A 17,362-nucleotide genomic window follows, 5' to 3' on the forward strand; every position below is an offset into this window, starting at 1 on the left:
ATGTTTGATTACGAAATATTAAGATTTGTCTGGTGGGCACTAATTGGTGTGCTTTTCATCGGATTCGCTGTCACTGATGGCTTCGATATGGGGGTTGGTGCGTTATTACCGATTATCGGTAAAGACGATACTGAACGTCGTATTATGATTAACTCAATTGCACCACACTGGGACGGTAACCAAGTTTGGTTGATCACTGCTGGTGGTGCATTGTTCGCTGCTTGGCCTATGGTCTACGGTGTGTCGTTCTCAGGGTTCTACATCGCGATGATGCTAACGCTGTTTGCATTGTTCTTGCGTCCTGTAGGCTTTGACTACCGTTCAAAGATTGAAGATCCAAGATGGCGTAAGTCTTGGGACTGGGCACTGTTCGTTGGTGGCTTCGTTCCACCACTGATCATTGGTGTGGCATTCGGTAACTTGCTTCAAGGTGTACCATTTAACTTTGATGAGTACCTACGTGCGACATACCACGGCGGTTTCTTCGGCCTGTTGAATCCATTTGGTCTATTGGCTGGTCTAGTGTGCGTTAGCATGTTTATGCTACAAGGCGCGACATGGCTACAGATGAAGACAGAAGGCGAGTTACGTGTTCGTGCAACTAAGATCTCTCAGTTGCTAGCGGTAGCACTATTCGTACTGTTTGGCGCTGCGGGTGTATGGCTAGTTAATGGTATCGATGGTTACGTGATTACCTCAGCTATCGATACTCATGGTATCTCTGACCCAACCCTTAAGACGGTTGCGGTTGAGGCCGGTGCTTGGTTAGTTAACTATGACAAGTATCCAGTGACTATGCTATTCCCTGTACTTGGTCTGCTAATGCCAATCCTAGTATTGCTATCTAGCCGTATGAATCGCAGTGGTTTTGCGTTCTTCTTTAGCTCACTAGGTATTGCCGCTGTTATTTTAACTTGTGGTGCAGCTATGTTCCCATTCGTTATGCCATCTTCACTAGAGCCAAACGTGAGTTTGACTATGTGGGATTCGACTGCGAGCCAGATGTCACTAACAGTTATGACATGGGCTGCGATTATCTTCGTACCTATCGTACTTAGCTACACGGTTTGGACTTACTTGAAGATGTTTGGTCGTCTATCGCGCGACTTCATCGAAAAGAACAAGACCTCACTTTACTAATAAGGAGCCTAGATTATGTGGTATTTCTCGTGGATTTTAGGCGTATTGTTAGCCTGTTCTTTCGGTATCATCAACGCCCTATGGCTTGAAACAACTGAGAACATGGACCGTGAAGCTGAAAGCGAAGATTAGTCTTTAGCCAGTAGATAGGTTTAAATGAAAGCCCCGCAATAGCGGGGCTTTTTGTTTAAAGAAGGTAAAAGCAGGGACGAGGTCCTAGGAAAGCAGGTGCTAGGAAAGCAGGTGCTAGGAAGAGCAAAGACGGTACAGGCTAATACGTGAAAGCCGAGCGCCCCGCGGCCTTACGGAACGCTTTGCTTACGGAAAAGAAGATCGCTTCGCTTCTAGTAACGAGGGCGTGGCTTTGCCACTTCGAGAGCGCTTCGCTTCTAGGAAAAGCTAATAAAGAAGGTTCCAGACTCTAGGAAATGCCGTTGCTGTTTATTGTAGGTTGGGCTTTAGCCCATCAAGGTTTTAATGATAGTGCTAGACGGTAAGAGACGGTAAGAGACGGTAAGAGACGGTAAGAGACGGTAAGAGACGGTAAGAGACGGTAAGAGATGGTAAGAGACGGTAAGAGACGGTAAGAGTTAGCGGACAGGATCGCTTTGACTAGGCCTCTTTAGAAGCCTAGCGCAAGATTAGCATTGCAACAGGTTACAGTTCGGCGCGATAGATAAACAGTGCGGTATCGGTCACCATCTCAGAGACAGGCGTGTCATTAAAGCTTTCCGTGGCTTGGTCAACGATTAAGTGTTTTCGAACGCCGATCTTATCGAGTAGCTTGACGCTATAGCAGTTTTTAGAGGTGCGCAGATCGCAGCCTTTTGTGAAAGGGTCAGTGGTAAAGTAAGTTGCATAGAGTGCTATTTCATTGACCTTGTTATTTTTGCTGTGCAGCACTTTAATTTCGGCAACACCATCGATGGTGCCATCGGTCATTAAGCTGTTTACGGCGCGTTGATACTGCTGATTGAAGGTGTCCGAATCTTTACTGACAAACAGGTAAGACTCGAAACCAAACTCCTCAAGCTTTTTTCCAAGCTCTGTTGCAAAGGTGCTACCGACTTCAAATAGAAAGCCGTTAGCGGCAGGACTAGTTTCGTAGACAGTGTTGAGGCCTTCACCGGCGATAATAAGTAAGGTCTTACCCTCGACAGTGTTATTTTGTGGGCTAGCACAGCCCGCCATGACGATAAAAAGTGACGCGAATAATAGGTGACGTAACATATTTTCTCTTTATACCTGTGTTCTACCAATAACAGGAAAATGAAAAGTGGTGCGGTTTAGTAAAAAGCGGTGCGTATTATAAAATCAGGTTCAGCAGCATGGATAGCGGTTTAAATATTAATTCATTAAAATCAGCTGTATACCTTATTTTTGAATTAAAAAAGCAACAGCCATTGGCTGTTGCTTTTAGTCTAAGCATATTGAGTTGTGGCTAAGCCTTAAACACGCTTATCTTAGCGTTAATCTCATTAGCGATTGTGGCTAAGCTTTCCGCCGAGTCGACACTCTCACCAGCACGCTGCTCGCCATCTCTGGCAAGCTCGGTGATCTGATGCAGATTACGGGTGATCTCCTCTGCTACCGCGCTCTGTTGCTCGGTTGCGCTGGCAATGCTGCTGGAGGTTGTAGCTAGCTCTGCGATACTGCTGTTGATCTCGATTAGCTGAGAGATGGCCTCGTTGCCTTGGGCTGCAGACGCATCCCCCAGTTCATTACTCTGGTTCATCTGAGCTGCAGTCAGTTTTACTTGAGATTGCAATTGAGTGATGGTCTGCGAGATCTCGGCGATAGAGCTCTGGGTTCGCTGCGCCAGTGTACGTACCTCATCGGCGACCACCGCAAATCCGCGGCCTTGCTCACCCGCTCTTGCTGCTTCAATTGCTGCGTTAAGGGCGAGGAGGTTGGTCTGCTCGGCAATGCTGTTAATCACCTCGGTGACCTGACTAATCGCTTGACTCTCTTTATTGACGATTTCGACACTCTTGTGACTGTCGGTTAGCTGGCTACTCAGGCTTTGTAGACCGTTGACCAGATCGTTTAAGTTCGTCTGACCTCCTTTAGCGGCATCATCTACCCGTTGGCTCATGGTCGCGCCTTCACTGGCATGGTTAGCTACATCTCGAACAGAGGCAGACATCTCTTCGATCGCCGTTGCAATTTGGTCGGTCTGTGCCATCAAAGATTGTGCTTCTTCGCCATTAAGGCGAGCGGTTTCTTGAGTGTGGCTAGAATGAGTTTGCAGTGCCGTAACAGATTGCTGCAGCGCCAAGATGAGCTCCCTTAAGTTAGCGGCCATCTTTGAGGTACTATTAGTGATCAGATCCACCTCATTCTTACTGTGCGCATCGATTGAAGCGAAGCTTTGGGAAAGATCACCAGCTCCCAGTTTCTCTAACTGGCCTTGCAAACAGCCAAGTGGTCTAAGTGAGCGTATCAACACCTGCGACAGTAACAGGGTGATCACTATCATGCCGATCACAGATACTGCCATATTGATATTAAGCAGAGTGACACTCTCTTCATTTAGCTCTGCGGCATCGACTTGGCCGATAAGCGCCCAATTCCAACCAGGAATATTGATGCTGTAGGCATACGCTTTTTTACCTAGGTTATCACTGTATTCCCAAGAGCCTTGATGGGTGAGTGCTTGCTCAATACTTATTCCATTCAGCATTTCTGAGGTGAGCTTACCTCCCGCTTGGTGCTGTGGATGAGCGATAATGGTTAAATCTGATTTACGCACCAGCAGATAACTGCCTGACTCTTCAAGTTGCAGCTTATTAATCGCTTCACGTAATTGCTTGAGCGAGCTGCTAATATCGAAACCGATATACATGATCCCAATAGTCTCACCGCCGCTGTCTTTAATTGGGCGGTAGATGGTCATATAGTCTTTACCAAATAGCTGTGCATAGCCTTCGTAGCTATTGCCCTGAATTAGAGCGCGGTAAGCTGGATGATCTTTATCTAGATAGGTGCTCAGCGCCCGTTTGCCATCGGCTTTCTTTAGCGAGGTGGCGATCCGGATGAAATTATCACCATCGCGAACGAATACGGTAGCGTTGCCGCCAGTGAGGTTAGAGTAGCGGTCGACCTTACTTTTTGAGGCGTTGATCTGCTCTTTATTATGCCTTAGTGCAGGGGTATCAACCCCCATCACTCTGACGGTCTTATTGGGTTTATAGAAATCACCAGGGTACATGGCGCGAAATACATCGGCATTACGCTCTGCCAGTGATTGCAGACTTTCAAATTGCAGCTCAATTAAATCTGCTGTGCCTTCAGTTTGCGCCTGCATCGCGCTGATCCCTTTATCTCTCAGGACATCGGAGGCGGTTAAGTAGGATATGCAACCAAGAACACCAAAAACGAGCACGGTGAGGACTAAAGCGAGCAAGCCTATTTGTTTGGCTATTGGCCAATTCTTATAATTCATATTAATTTAAGTTTGCCTAAGGTTGCTACAATGTAATTGATATCAAAAATAAAAGGGTTGACCAATGTCAAATTGGCAACCTTTAGAACAGACTCAATGAAAATTGGTTTAGATTTGACGGGATGAGACTTTAAAATAACAGTGCGTTCGAAAATTGAGCGGTATTTGTAGCTAAGTATGAAATGAATAGCGATAATAGAAGAATCGTTGTCGGCCATAGTGTGAGTGCCTTTAAGCCTTAGTGCTAAAGCGGTGCAACTCTGGCAGGTTAGAATGATAAGGAGAGGTATTATGTTGGGTGAGAATCATCTATTAACCCAAGAGTTTCCTGAGTATTTAGCCGCAATTATTGAGCTTAAATCGACCAATAGTACATTTTGTAAAATGGCAAAACGCTATCATCAACTCGATCATCAAATTCGAGGCTTAGAAAGCAATGAAGTGCCCATCAGTGATGAACACTTCCTCGAATTAAAGGCCGAGCGGGCAGCGCTTAAAGATCAGCTGTATCAGTTGCTAGTTGCCCACTCAAAATTGCCGAGCTAGTTTTTTTCGCTCCCATCGTTAAGTGATACATGGTTGGCACCCAAACTAGCGATAGTAAGGTTGTGAGTAGAGTTCCGCCTGCAATCGCTATTGCAAAGGGAGGCCAGAATCCGCCTCCGGCAATAATTAAAGGCAGGAAGCCACCTATGGTGGTTATGGTGGTTGAGCCGATATGCCGGCCGCAGCTCGTGACTAGCTCTACAATCTTGTTAACATCACCGGTGCGCGTTTCTGGTGCCTCTTCAAGCTCCGCCAAAATGACAATGGCGGCGTTAATCGCTAATCCCATCAATCCAAGTAAACCGATAATCACGGTAAAGCCAAACGGATAACCAAAGCTATAGACTGCAAGCAAGCCAAGCCCTGCCGATTGCAACGCGCTAAACAAAATAATGCCAGTGAGCCTAAATGAGTTAAAAGACAATACAACTGTGGCCAGCAATAGGGTCACCACTAGCACCAGATTAGACATTAGATTACCTACAGCCTCGTTGCGTTTAGCACTTTCGCCGCCAAGTTCAATGCGATAACCGCTAGGGAGTTGGATGCCAGCCAGCGCCGCACTGGCACTGTCGACTACCGTTTGGGGTAGCACTCCCGAGGTGATATAGGCTTCAATTGTATTGACGCGCTGCCCATCTCGCCTCGGAATTGCGCCGCGGCTAACCTCTATTTCGCTGGTGGAGATAGCCGATAGTGGGATCCCCTTGCCTTGGCTTGAGATAAGGGTGATTGCAGACAGTTTCGTTTGCTCTTCGCGGGTGCTATCGCTAAGCCTTACTCGAACGGGGAGAGATTCTGTCTGCTCTAAAACACTACCACCATTAATGCCTGTGGTCGCCATTTCTACCTGCTTAGCGATATCGGTTAAACTCAGCCCGCTCATCAGACTGGCGTCTTCATTTATCTGCAGCCAAACCTTAGGCGCGCCCGCACTAAGGGTCGCGCGGGTATGGATTACATCTTGGGTGTCAGATAATACCTTACGTACCTGCTCGCCAAGTAGCTTGAGTTGATCTAGGTTGGGACCAAAGATCCGCACCTCAACCGGAGCGTTGAAGGGCGGGCCTTGCTCCAGCTTACGTACTATGATTTGCGCATCAGGGTAGGTTTTATCCAACTCAACCTGCAACTGGGGAATGAGTCTATTGGCTGTGGCAAAATCATCGACTTTCACCATCGCTTGAGCGTAATTGCTGGCACCTTGTTGACGTTGAAGTAGGTTGTAGTAAAAAGAGGGAGCATTGCCGCCAACGACCCAGTCGATACGATTTATACCTGCTACGGCTCGCAGGTGACTATCTATCAAGTCTACCTGTAACTTAGTCTTCTCAATGCTGGCATGAGGCGCGAGGTAGACCTCTATTTGGAACATGTCTCTGTCAGAAGGCGGGAAAAATTGCTCGGTCATCTTACCTGCGGCAATAAAGCCCATAACAGGTAACACACCAATGACAATGGCAGTAATGAGCGGGCGAGACAGGGCAAGGGCGAGTGTTTTTCTAAAGGCGTTACTCATTAGGGGCAAGTTGACGCCGTGATGGTACCAATGTGTGCCTTTACCATCGACACCAAAGCGCCCGGCGAGCCCGGCAATGAGGGTGTGCGAAATGATAAATGAGCCTAATAGCGCAAACATCACCGAGATAGCGATGCCGCCAACAAACTCTCCCGCAGCACCCGGCATCAATACAATTGGCGCAAAGGCGAGCATGGTGGTAATGGTTGAGCCAGCTAGGGGGAGCCAGAGGTGCTCAAGGGTCTGCTTCACCGCATCGAGTCTATTCATCCCTCTTTGACGACGCTGAGAGATGGCATCGACGATCACAATGGCGTTATCGACCATGATCCCTAAGGCAACTACTAGACCTGTGACCGACATCTGATGGATAGGCAGGCCGATATATTTCATGCAGGCTAAGGTGAATAGCGCGGTTAGCGGTAAAGACAGTGATACGATAACGGCATTTCTCAGGCCTAGGGTCAGCATCAATACGGCTAAGATGATCACAAACCCCAGTAATAAGCTGCCGATCAAATTACTAAGCCTTTGTGTGGTGTAACCCTCTTGGTCGAACAGCCACTGAATTTCGATGTTGGCAGGAACGCTTGCTTGTAGCTCATCGACAGCGTGTCTGACCTGCTTAAGCCAGAGATCCACTCGAGTATTACTGAGCATTCTCGCTGCAACCATCACACCCTGCTGCTGTTCGATAACAGCCATGCTGTTAGCCGGCTCTTTTGGCTGGCGGCTAATGGCAGCGATATCGGCTAGGCGAATAATCTGGCCGTTGGCGGTGACTTTTAGCGGAACTTGGCTTATTCGGCTAATAGAGTCGAGCTCTCCCGATACTTCTACGAGCGCACGAAAGTCATCATTGTTGATCTCGCCGGCGGAGACCTTGGCGTCTGCATTTTGCAGGATCTGTGCAATAGTTTGTGCCGATAGCCCAAGTTGATTGACTTTGTTGCCATCGAGCTGGACCAAGATCTCTTCTGCGGGTTGGCCGTAAAGGCTAACGAAGTCGGTACCACTGAGTAGCCGAAGCCGACTCTGTAGCTCTTTGGCATAGCGATTCAACATGTCGGTACGCACAACGCCACCGCCGCGCCAAGCAACGGCGAGAATGGCGGTGTTGGCATAACCGAGTTGGTCATCTAATGTCGAGTTTTGCGACGAAGGTGGTAATAGGCCTTTAGTATCGGCTATCAGATCTCTGGCTCTGGACCACACTGGGGCTGTGTCGGTGACATCATCTTTTAACTCTAGCTGGATAACGGAGATCCCTGGCCTAGAGGTTGATTGCACCAGCTTTAACTCTTCGAGACGCCTAAGCTCGCTCTCAAGCACCTCGGTGACCAAGGCTTCGACTCGCTCAGCCGAGGCGCCTGGGTAGTGAGTGATCACCGAGGCAAAGCGATTAGTGATCTCAGGATCTTCCATACGTGGAAGGCTGGATATCGCGCCAAAACCTGCAACGATCAGCAGGGCTATCACCAAGCTTATCAGACGGCCGTTTTCCACTAATGACTTAACCATCTCTCTTACCTCGTCGCGAGTTGAGTCTGTTTAGTCACTAGCTGACCTGCGACCAGTTTATGTAGGCCTTGTGAAACATACTGCTCATTTGGGGCGATAGCACCATTAATGAAGGCTTTGTCTTTAGCGGTGTAGATAATCTCGATGTCGCGGCGCTCGAGTGTATAAAGGGCATCATCCGATTGCTTTAGCACGTAGATGTTCCACAGTCCGCGTACGCCATCGGTTAAGGCGCTAAGGGGGACCCAATAACCTTGGCTGTTAATAGTCTTATTGTAATAGAGGTAGCTGAGCTCGCCGTTTATCACTTGAGCATTTTGAGGAAGAGTCACCCTTAGCTCAACGGTGCGAGTCACTGGATTAAGCTCGGCACCAATGCCGGCAATAGTGGCTTGATAATGCTGCTGTCGTACCCTTAAGTCGACCTGCTGACCGGATGTTAGGTTATTCGCTATCTGTACTGGAACGCCGATATAAGCCTGCACGTTATTATGCTCAATAATGGTGTAGACAGGGCTGCCAACATCAATCACCTCACCTAAGTTATGGCTACGCTTGCTTATGACGCCGTCAAACGGGGCGAGTAAATCAGACTTTTCAATTTTTAACTGATTGGCTAATAGCGAGGCATGTAAGCGCGTTTTCGCCGCTTGTAAGCTATTGAGTTGTCCTTTTAACTCATCAAGTTGCTGCTCAGAGACATAACCTTGCTTTTGCAGGCCTAGGCTTCTGTCTAAAGTGGCCTTAGCTAAATCTAAGTCGGCCTTGTTCTGTGTGAGGCTGGCGGTTAATTCATTTTTTTGTGCCATCAATAACCGCGTATCGAGCTTTGCAAGCAATTGACCTTGATTAACGTTATCACCACTATCGACTGCGAGAGCCTCTATTTTTCCGGCTAATTCAAAACCTATCCCTGTGGTATTACCTGCTCGAATCGTGCCGGAAAACACTTGGTTGAATTGATAGCTATCCTCAAACATCAACTGTTCATAACTAACAGATTGATAACTGATTGTGACAGGCTGCTCAACGGCTGAGTCTTGACATGCTGGCAATAAAGAGGCTGCCACTAGGCCTATAAACAGTTTGCGATGAGTGATGACGCGCATAATATCCATTATGTTTAGCCTGTATTGTTAATTCAAAAGTGTCTTTGTGGTAAATGGTTTGTTAACTAGACTTGTTAGTCTAGTGTTGTAAAACTAGACTGTCTAGTCTAATTTGGTCTGACTTAGCCTAAATAGACTGAGTAGTTTCATTTATGCTTAAATAGCATCTTGGTTATCGACATTGGCAAAAGGTAGGAGTGAGGCCCGTTATGGATTCACCAGTATTGAGTCGCAGTGAGCAGAAGCGTGAACAGATCCTACAGGCTGCAAAGCAGCTGTTTTGCGAGCAGGGCTTTCCTAATACCAGTATGGATGAAGTGGCTAAGCTAGCTGGGGTGTCAAAACAAACCGTGTATTCACATTTCGGCTGTAAAGATGACCTATTTGTGGCATCGATTGAGTCCAAGTGTTTAATTCATGGAGTTAATCAAGACGTTTTCTCCGATCCCTCGCTTCCTGAAGAGAGCATGATGCTATTTGCAAAACATTTTGGCGAGGTGATCACAAGCCCCGAAGCGGTAACTGTGTTTAAGGCTTGCGTCGCTCAGGCTGACTCGCATCCTGAGATCTCTGAGTTATTTTATAGTGCCGGCCCACAGCATATTTTAGGATTATTGAGAGATTATTTAGCTCGCGTGTCTGAGCTGGGTGTGTATCACTTCAGCAACCCACATCATTGCGCCGTGCGGCTTTGTTTGATGATTTTTGGAGAGATGCGTATGCGGCAAGATTTGGGTTTAGATGTGAGTGATCTACTTTTATCGCGAGAACAATATATTAAAGGTACGGTGGAGATGTTTTTACGAGCATATAAGGTTTAAGGCAATTGAGACGAGCTAAAGGCTCCTTTTTTATTTGTTATGTACTAGATTGATCCAGAGGAAATTTTTAAACGTAAGCTAAAGAAATACCAATCCACACCAGAGGTAGCATATCTTTATACTGATTGGGATAACTAAAAATAATTTATAGCTTTTGCTAATGGAGTTAGCTAGATGAAAAAGCCTTTGCTTATAAGCACAGTTGTTTTATCGAGTTTGATTATTGTGCCGAATGTTATTGCCAAGCCTGAGGCAAAACCTTCCAACAGGCCGAGTCCGTTCAGTATCAGTGCTTCTCGGGTTACAACTGGCAATGCATCTGTGGGAGATACCGGAAACGAGTTACAACGTGATCAATGGATGTTTGATGCTAAAGCAAGCATGCCCCTTAATAGGCAATGGTCACTTGGCGCGGCTGTGGGCTTTGATAATCTCGATTATGATTGGCGCTCGCCAATAGTAAGTAATACTACTCAAGCTTGGGACAAGATTGAGCGTTATCGGGCTAGCCTCTCTGTTTCTTATCGGCCTAATAAAAACTGGATGTTTATTCTCGCTCCTAAGCTGCAATATGCTTACGCAGATACGGCATCATCGAGTAATGCACAGAGTTACGGTGCAGTGTTTTCGGGCATGTATCGATTTGATTCTGGCAATATGTTGGGCTTTGGTGCGGCCTACCTTAATGATATTGATGAGGTGAGAACCGTGCCTTTTATTGCCGTCAATTGGCGTATTACCGAAAAACTATCTTTAGGTAACCCCTTCGCTGCAGGCTTTAGTGGTCCTGCCGGTTTAGAGCTGAGTTATCAGTTAAGCCCTGACTGGAATATGGGCATTGGTACTTCCAAACGCACAAATCGCTTTTTAATTGCCGATGATGAGTTGACGGCTGAGATCGAGGAGTGGGTAGCCTTTGTTAGAGTCGGTTGGGATATGTCGCAATCGGTGAGTTTGAGCGCCTACGGGGGGTATTTCTTCAATGGCGAGTTAGAGCTTAATCGACAACACAGCAAAGAGGCAATCGATAACCAGGGCGCTGCGGCCCTGGATGTGACGGTAAGGTTCTAATTAACGCCTAGTGCCTTACTTGCCAAGCATGGCATCTTTTAAGCTTTCTTGAGCAGGCGTTGCGCCTAACCAGATTTTAAGCAGCGCCTGACGGAACTCTTCACCAGCAATTGTCGCTTGTGCTTGGCCGTTCTTATAAGCGGTGACACCAGTTGCTTTATCTGCCAGCAAAGTAAATTGATCGCCTTCAACAATCTCTGCGCTAAATAGCCCCATGAATTGCTCAATTTTTGCAGCAATCGGTGCCGTATTACCGTCAGTTGCATCATCAAAGCCTTCTGTGATGGCATCTTTCATCTTCTCGGCGGTGATCATGCCTGAAGTGATGTTAAGACGCACTGCCGCACTCGGTGCATCAATAACAGCCTGTGCTGTATCTAGGTGTGTTGGTACGTATAAGCTACCAACATAGAGATCGATGAAAAACTTACTGCGCACACCTGCGCCATTAAGTTGCAGTGTTTGATTTTCAAGCTGTACAGAATCGGCAAGTTGTACGCCAGACACTTCTTTGGCCTGTAATGACGATGACAGCAGGACGCTTGACGCGAGTAATAGGGTAGAGAGGGACTTCATAAAAACCTCATAATAATAGAAAAAAGCTCACGCTTGGTTTTAGTTAACTGTGTCAGTTACCCGCGCGAACCTAGCTGAAATTGACCACTTTGATGGAAGATAGCGGCTTGTTTTTGTTTTGGTGAGATCAGCAACGGGCCATCATCGAAGAATAGGAAGCACTTCCAGTTCCGCACAAATACGTCCCAGCGAGTCTCAATGACTTGATATTTTTCGTAGCAGAAATAAACGCTTGCCTCATCGGCCCAATCGAAGTGCTCGCTAAAGCCTTCAGGTAGAGCGGGATCTTCGCTATCCCAAGCGCTTTGCCAATGTTCGGTTACCACCCAGGCACTGTCTTTGGCAGCCCAATCTCCTTTGGTGAACTGTTCAGTACGGCTACTCTTGTTGCTAATCCATTTATTCCAAACTTCCATCGATGACTTCTGATCTAGGGGATGGATCAGTGCTTTATCTTCATCGCTAACCGGAAGATCTTTATGATTAAAAATCCATTTACGTTTGTACTGTTCAAATGGAATATAAGTATGTGCCAAGCGATGATCTCCGAAACCAAATCATAGAAAATTAATGATGGCGATTATAAGACTTTGTATGGGATTTAGATACCGCTGCTAACACAATGTTGGCAGCGGCTTGAGGCGTTAAGCTATCTTAGCTAATTGATTGATTGCAATTTGATTGCTTGGGTCAAGGGCCAGAACTTGGTTAAAGACCTCTCTAGCCGTTTGTATTTGTTCGATTTCATATAGAAATGAGCCCAACTTCAACCATATTAAGATGTCATTAGGATATTTATTTAGATAATCCATATAGGTGTTCAACGCGAGTTGATCTTGCCCTCGAAGCTTGAGCAAATGTGCATATTGAGGCAGGTACTCATCGCTTAAACTTACCAATTGCTGTAATGCAAGGGCTGCTAGCTCTAGCTGACCGAGTTTCAGTGACAGTACACTCACCTGTTTAAACTCGACTTCAGTAAATAGCTCAGAACCTAACTCTAGCAATGTTGTGAGTGCCTGTTGAGGCTTGCCCTGTAGATCTAAACAGTAGGAATCAGCTAAGTGATACAAGCGTTTTGCTAGATCGCTTTCTACAGCCCGAGGCTTGAGTGTGCTAGCCATGAGCATGAGTCCTTGAAGGTTTTTCTTGATGACCAAAGTCATTATCTTATTAAACGCTTCCTCAAGGGAGTAGCCTGCTGCCAATTTTGACTGGTAACGCTGTTGATCGGTTAGCTGTAGTTGAAACTCATTCGCTAAAGGTTCTAATGCTAATACTTCTTTAGTAGATAGTTCACGAGTTAAATTGTGCGTCCAGACGAGTGCTCGACCGGGCTGATTATCTTGTAGCCATTGTCGAATTAGAGGCTCCACATCGCTTTGTGGGTTTAATTCGTCTAGGCGTGATAGGCAGCGTTGTTGTGCTTGCTTAAAGATCCCCTCAAGCTTTTTAGATACGCTGATAAACGCCTCATAGTAGTTAGCTGTCATCTGTTCTACGTGGTCTTGAGACCACTGACTACTCTCTGTTGTAGAGAGAAACCGGCTAAATTCCAAGTAGCCGTAGAATTTAATGACTTTAGCGAGCTTACCGTGGTGTTTATTGATCTTGTGTTCAATTTTATCTAATTGCTCAGCTTGGTTTCCCGCTCGATTGAGCTTTAGGGCAGAGTTGGCCAATTTTAATATCGCCTGGAGCGATAACACCGCCTCACTCATCTGATTTAGACAATATTGGTAGTGCTTTTTCAAATCATGGGTCTGGCTATCGACGAATGAAAATAGTGCTTGGTGGCTACAATTCGCTGCTTCAATAACGATTTTATCCAATGCTAGATGAGCCACATTGGCAATGACTGCGGCATTAGGTGATAGGTTGATGACTTTGCACTGTGGCAGGGTCGACACCTGATAGGCTAAGGCTTTTTTGGCTTCAGTTAATTGGAAGATTGTCTCGGCTTTATCGCCACAATAGGTTTCAACCCAGTCACCTATGTGCCCCATATTGGGACCTAGGTTAGCCTCTAGAGTTCCACTGGTGTGAGTATGCCCTGTTTTCGAATAGCAAAAATCTGCACCTGTTAGTAGGACTTGAGTAAAACCTAGTTCCGCTGCAATCGTGATAGCGGCATTAGTCACCGTTGGGCCAACAGATTCAATATTGTGTTTGTCGTTAGTCTCATCCCATAGCAGGCGATTGCCAGTGAATAGGTGGCGTCCACGCCATTGAGAAAGAATTCTTGAACAGATGTGATAGGAGTGAATGAGCAGAGAGCTGTTATACAATGCCATCATGTCGCTATTAACTTCTAAGCTTAGCTCTTGGGGATCGACAGAGACAATAATCTGCGGTGCTACTCCCTCTTTGGTTAATTTTGCTGCGACTCGCGAAACCGCAATAATAAAGAGCTTGTCTTTATTCTCCTTAATCCATGGCATATGCTCATCTAATGAGGGCCCGCCGGCGGTGACAATACAGGTTTTGCCCTGATATCGTCCCTTTAGGATCGATGCCGGCATATGGTTTTCAGTTAAATTAAGCAGTTGTTGCTCTACGAAGATCTCTTGGTTAAAAGAGGTTTTATGTTCACATGTTGCTTGATTAACCACAGCCATGACGTCACTGCTCAGTTGGGCATATTCGGCTAAATGCTGGGCTCTTACACCGAGAGACTGGTGAACGACAAGCTTATCTTTAATGATGTAAACGGGATTACTACGACTATTGAGTATTTCAGCAAGCTCGTCAATCGTACAAATAGAGACCTGTTGCTTTAATGGCTCAGGGATCTCTACATTGAGCAGCTCCAATACACTGTCTAGCTCAACAAATATAAATTGGCTGTTGGCAGGCAGGGATGACTCAAGAACGTAGTTAGCAAGTAGCCCAGAATCGATACCGATAATGACATGCAAGAGATTCTCTTTGGCAAACTCGATTTTAAATAACTTGTTGAAGTGAGTTTTCGAATCAATAGTTTCAAAGATTTGGCGATTGACACTAGGTAAGTAGTATTCATTAAACTGACTTATCGCAAAAGTATTAAAGGTATTTGGATTGGTGCTTTGCATTTTGTCCTCAGTGTTTTGATCGCGGGTGCTTCGGAACTTGTTATTGCACGAGCATTACAGCTAGAAAGTCGGTATTCTTTTAAGAAAGCAATTTTAGTACCACCTTTGTTAAATAAATAGGAGCTAGCTCCTATGAGAATGCTTATTTAGTGGTATAAAGACGTTTTCTGGTCAATCGATGCTGTAGTATGTATGTTTTTCGGTAGTTTACAGCCGATTTTATCGATTAGAGCAGTAGTGAGTGTTTTATTTTGTGGCACACTTTTTGCCGCTAATAGTATTACAGATTAACCCAGTGATATTTTTTTGACAGCTTATATTCTGAAGGGCGATGGTGAAAAATAATGTTTAATAATAAATCAATTTTGATAACGGGTGGCACAGGTTCATTTGGAAGAATGTACACCAAAACCATCCTTGAACGTTATAAGCCAAAACGTCTTATTATATTTTCACGGGATGAGCTGAAGCAGTACGAGATGCAGCAAGAGTTTAATCAGCCTTGTATGCGCTACTTTATTGGTGACGTACGTGATGGTGATAGACTAAAGCAAGCGTTTCGTGATGTGGATTTTGTTATTCACGCGGCAGCACTAAAGCAAGTCCCCGCAGCAGAATACAATCCGATGGAGTGCATTAAGACCAATATTCATGGCGCAGAAAATGTGATTAAGGCCGCCATCGAAAATGGTGTAGAGAAGGTCATCGCACTATCAACAGATAAAGCGGCTAACCCAATTAATTTGTATGGTGCGACTAAGCTGGCTTCTGACAAATTGTTTGTCGCCGCAAATAACATTGTCGGTGAAGGAAAGACGCGTTTTTCGGCTGTGCGTTATGGTAATGTGGTTGGTTCTCGAGGCTCAGTTGTGCCGCTATTTAAGTCGATAGTGGCAAAGGGCGAGACGTGCTTACCTATCACCCATGAAGAGATGACTCGTTTTTGGATTTCGCTACAAGATGGAGTCGACTTTGTCCTTAAAAACTTCTCACGTATGCAAGGCGGTGAGATTTTTGTACCTAAAATTCCATCGGTACGTATTACCGACCTAGCTAAAGCTTACGCGCCAAATCTTGAACATAAAATCATCGGAATTCGCCCAGGCGAAAAGATGCATGAAATTATGTGTCCAGCTGATGACTCCCATCACACCATCGAGTTTGATGATCATTTTGTGATCACACCGAGTATCACCTTTTTTGGCCGAAGCAATGAATACTCAACCAATATGCTAGGCGAGCAAGGCAAGTTAGTTGAGTTAGGCTATGAATACCATTCAGGTAACAACCCTCACTTTCTGAGTCCGAGTGAAATTGTCGCCTTGGATGAGAGCTTGGGATTATGATCCAATACGGAAAACAGCAAATTAACCAAGACGATATTGATGCTGTTGTGAGTGTGCTTAAGTCTGACTTTCTGACCCAGGGCCCGCAAGTCCCTTTATTCGAGTCACGATTATGCCAGTTTACTCAAGCCAAGTACGCTATAGCCGTTAATAGTGCAACCTCGGCGCTTCATATTGCCTGTTTAGCCCTTGGGGTCGGCAAAGGAGATAGGGTTTGGACCAGTCCAATTACATTTGTCGCTTCCGCCAATAGTGCTCTGTACTGCGGGGCTGACGTGGACTTTGTCGATGTCGAATTGCTCTCTGGTAATATGGACATGACTCAGTTACGGCTTAAACTTGCAGATGCTAAGCGTAAAGATCTATTACCTAAAGTAGTGATCCCGGTTCACTTAGCTGGCCACTGCTGTGATATGGAGTCCTTGGCACAGTTGGCGAAAGAGTACGACTTTAGGGTGATTGAAGATGCTTCACACTGTATCGGTGCCCGCTATAGGGAGTCTCCTGTCGGTAGCTGTCAATACAGTGACATTACGGTATTTAGTTTTCACCCTGTGAAGATCATCACCACAGCGGAGGGCGGCGCGGCGACAACCAATGATGCGACCTTAGCGAAGTCTATGCAGTTATTGCGTAGTCACGGGGTGACACGTGATGAAGTACATTCAGACCATAGTGATGAAGCTTGGTATTACGAGCAACAGACATTAGGTTTCAATTACCGAATGACTGAGCTTCAAGCTGCGTTAGGTGTTAGTCAGTTTAATCAATTAACTGAATTAGTCTGTCGTAGAAACATTCTTGCAGATTATTACGCTGAGCAACTTACAGCACTGAATATCGAGTTTGTAGCGCCGAGCGAAGAAAGTTATAGCGCTTGGCATTTGATGATTATCTTGTTGCCTGAGCAGGTCGATAGAAAGTCTGTTTTTGATCAGTTACGCGAGGCGAGTATTGGTGTTAATGTCCACTATATCCCTGTTCATACTCAGCCATATTATGGCAAGCTTGGATTTAGGGCTGGAGATTTCCCGGTGGCCGAAGCGTTCTATCAGCGTATTATCACCTTGCCATTACACCCACAATTAGACTTTGCTCAACTCGACTATATTTGTGAGCAGTTAAAGTCTTTAATTTCTCGCTAAATTGACCCTCTAAAATTGAAATAGCGGCAATAACGATTGGCCGCTATTT

Annotated in this window: 14 protein-coding genes; 7 read left to right on the forward strand and 7 right to left on the reverse strand. The window is 45.8% G+C overall.

Annotated features, from left to right (window positions below):
- Both cydB and cydX read left to right on the forward strand, forming a co-directional pair.
- A complete protein-coding gene (gene cydB, locus L1D44_RS05050; protein ID WP_239889083.1) occupies nucleotides 1-1,140 on the forward strand; it encodes a cytochrome d ubiquinol oxidase subunit II in 1,140 nt (379 codons plus the stop codon).
- 15 nt (nucleotides 1,141-1,155) lie between these two features.
- A complete protein-coding gene (cydX, locus tag L1D44_RS05055; protein WP_239889084.1) occupies nucleotides 1,156-1,272 on the forward strand; it encodes a cytochrome bd-I oxidase subunit CydX in 117 nt (38 codons plus the stop codon).
- A 525-nt stretch (nucleotides 1,273-1,797) separates the two neighbouring features.
- On the opposite strand, the gene L1D44_RS05060 is transcribed toward cydX, so the two are convergent.
- The gene (locus L1D44_RS05060; protein ID WP_239889085.1) at nucleotides 1,798-2,370 is read right to left on the reverse strand and encodes a hypothetical protein; all 573 of its coding nucleotides are present in this window, start codon (nucleotides 2,368-2,370) and stop codon (nucleotides 1,798-1,800) included.
- Between the two features lie 211 nt (nucleotides 2,371-2,581).
- Nucleotides 2,582-4,585 carry a methyl-accepting chemotaxis protein gene (locus L1D44_RS05065; RefSeq protein ID WP_239889086.1) on the reverse strand — a complete coding sequence of 668 codons (2,004 nt, stop codon included), beginning with the start codon at nucleotides 4,583-4,585 and terminating at the stop codon, nucleotides 2,582-2,584.
- A 291-nt stretch (nucleotides 4,586-4,876) separates the two neighbouring features.
- Here L1D44_RS05065 and L1D44_RS05070 point away from each other — a divergent pair, with 291 nt between their 5' ends.
- Nucleotides 4,877-5,131 carry a DUF465 domain-containing protein gene (locus tag L1D44_RS05070; RefSeq protein WP_239889087.1) on the forward strand — a complete coding sequence of 85 codons (255 nt, stop codon included), beginning with the start codon at nucleotides 4,877-4,879 and terminating at the stop codon, nucleotides 5,129-5,131.
- Here L1D44_RS05070 and L1D44_RS05075 read toward each other — a convergent pair.
- Nucleotides 5,079-8,171, reverse strand: a complete 3,093-nt coding sequence (locus L1D44_RS05075; RefSeq protein ID WP_239889088.1) for an efflux RND transporter permease subunit — start codon at nucleotides 8,169-8,171, stop codon at nucleotides 5,079-5,081. The two genes, L1D44_RS05070 and L1D44_RS05075, sit on opposite strands and share 53 nt — an antisense overlap.
- Before the next feature lie 5 nt (nucleotides 8,172-8,176).
- Nucleotides 8,177-9,289, reverse strand: a complete 1,113-nt coding sequence (locus L1D44_RS05080; protein WP_239889089.1) for an efflux RND transporter periplasmic adaptor subunit — start codon at nucleotides 9,287-9,289, stop codon at nucleotides 8,177-8,179.
- Nucleotides 9,290-9,489: 200 nt separating this feature from the next.
- On the opposite strand from L1D44_RS05080, the gene L1D44_RS05085 reads away from it, so the two are divergent.
- Together L1D44_RS05085 and L1D44_RS05090 are read left to right on the forward strand one after the other, a co-directional pair.
- The gene (locus L1D44_RS05085; RefSeq protein ID WP_239889090.1) at nucleotides 9,490-10,101 is read left to right on the forward strand and encodes a TetR/AcrR family transcriptional regulator; all 612 of its coding nucleotides are present in this window, start codon (nucleotides 9,490-9,492) and stop codon (nucleotides 10,099-10,101) included.
- 174 nt (nucleotides 10,102-10,275) lie between these two features.
- The gene (locus L1D44_RS05090) at nucleotides 10,276-11,172 is read left to right on the forward strand and encodes a DUF6268 family outer membrane beta-barrel protein (RefSeq protein WP_239889091.1); all 897 of its coding nucleotides are present in this window, start codon (nucleotides 10,276-10,278) and stop codon (nucleotides 11,170-11,172) included.
- A 15-nt stretch (nucleotides 11,173-11,187) separates the two neighbouring features.
- Here L1D44_RS05090 and L1D44_RS05095 read toward each other — a convergent pair whose 3' ends face one another.
- The 3 genes from L1D44_RS05095 to L1D44_RS05105 form a co-directional block, all read right to left on the reverse strand.
- A complete protein-coding gene (locus L1D44_RS05095) occupies nucleotides 11,188-11,748 on the reverse strand; it encodes a chalcone isomerase family protein (protein ID WP_239889092.1) in 561 nt (186 codons plus the stop codon).
- 56 nt (nucleotides 11,749-11,804) lie between these two features.
- On the reverse strand, nucleotides 11,805-12,284 hold the full coding sequence (locus L1D44_RS05100) for a DUF2947 domain-containing protein (protein ID WP_239889093.1): 480 nt from the start codon (nucleotides 12,282-12,284) through the stop codon (nucleotides 11,805-11,807).
- Nucleotides 12,285-12,392: 108 nt separating this feature from the next.
- Nucleotides 12,393-14,822: a 6-hydroxymethylpterin diphosphokinase MptE-like protein gene (locus L1D44_RS05105; RefSeq protein WP_239889094.1), complete on the reverse strand. Its 2,430-nt coding sequence runs from the start codon at nucleotides 14,820-14,822 to the stop codon at nucleotides 12,393-12,395.
- A gap of 344 nt (nucleotides 14,823-15,166) precedes the next feature.
- Here L1D44_RS05105 and pseB point away from each other — a divergent pair, with 344 nt between their 5' ends.
- Together pseB and pseC are read left to right on the forward strand one after the other, a co-directional pair.
- A complete protein-coding gene (gene pseB, locus L1D44_RS05110; RefSeq protein WP_239889095.1) occupies nucleotides 15,167-16,168 on the forward strand; it encodes a UDP-N-acetylglucosamine 4,6-dehydratase (inverting) in 1,002 nt (333 codons plus the stop codon).
- On the forward strand, nucleotides 16,165-17,313 hold the full coding sequence (gene pseC / locus L1D44_RS05115; RefSeq protein WP_239889096.1) for a UDP-4-amino-4,6-dideoxy-N-acetyl-beta-L-altrosamine transaminase: 1,149 nt from the start codon (nucleotides 16,165-16,167) through the stop codon (nucleotides 17,311-17,313). Before pseB ends, pseC begins: the two co-directional genes overlap by 4 nt.
- The last annotated feature ends 49 nt before the right edge of the window (nucleotides 17,314-17,362 follow it).

This window comes from Shewanella sp. Isolate13 (assembly GCF_022398325.1).
In the GTDB taxonomy this organism is placed as follows: Bacteria; Pseudomonadota; Gammaproteobacteria; order Enterobacterales; family Shewanellaceae; genus Shewanella.